Annotated in this window: 1 protein-coding gene; it reads left to right on the top strand. The window is 63.8% G+C overall.

The genetic code is table 11. The features are described 5' to 3' along the window. Positions 1-392 (top strand): M20/M25/M40 family metallo-hydrolase (locus EOA27_RS40225; RefSeq protein ID WP_245491450.1); only part of this gene is annotated, 392 nt, incomplete at both ends.

Genomic DNA, 392 nt, shown 5'->3' with positions numbered 1-392 from the left:
CCCCCGGCGAGAATCTGCGAATCAATTCAGACCGTTTGTGGGATTCCATCATGGAGATGGCGAAGATCGGCCCCGGCATTGCCGGCGGCAACAATCGCCAGACCGTGACCGACGAGGATGGCGAGGGCCGGCATCTGTTCAAGCGCTGGTGCGAGGCCGCCGGCCTCGAAATGGGGCTCGACGAGATGGGCACCATGTTTGCCCGCCGTGAGGGCACCGATCCCAGTCTGCCGCCAGTCTATGTGGGCAGCCATCTCGACACCCAGCCGACCGGCGGCAAGTATGACGGCGTGCTCGGCGTGCTCGGCGGGCTGGAAGTCGTGCGCTCGCTCAACGATCTCGGCATCAAGACCAAACACCCGATCGTCGTCACCAACTGGACGAACGAGGAA

Source organism: Mesorhizobium sp. M2A.F.Ca.ET.037.01.1.1 (assembly GCF_003998075.1).
In the GTDB taxonomy this organism is placed as follows: Bacteria; Pseudomonadota; Alphaproteobacteria; order Rhizobiales; family Rhizobiaceae; genus Mesorhizobium.
This window is presented reverse-complemented; position numbering and strand designations above follow the sequence as displayed.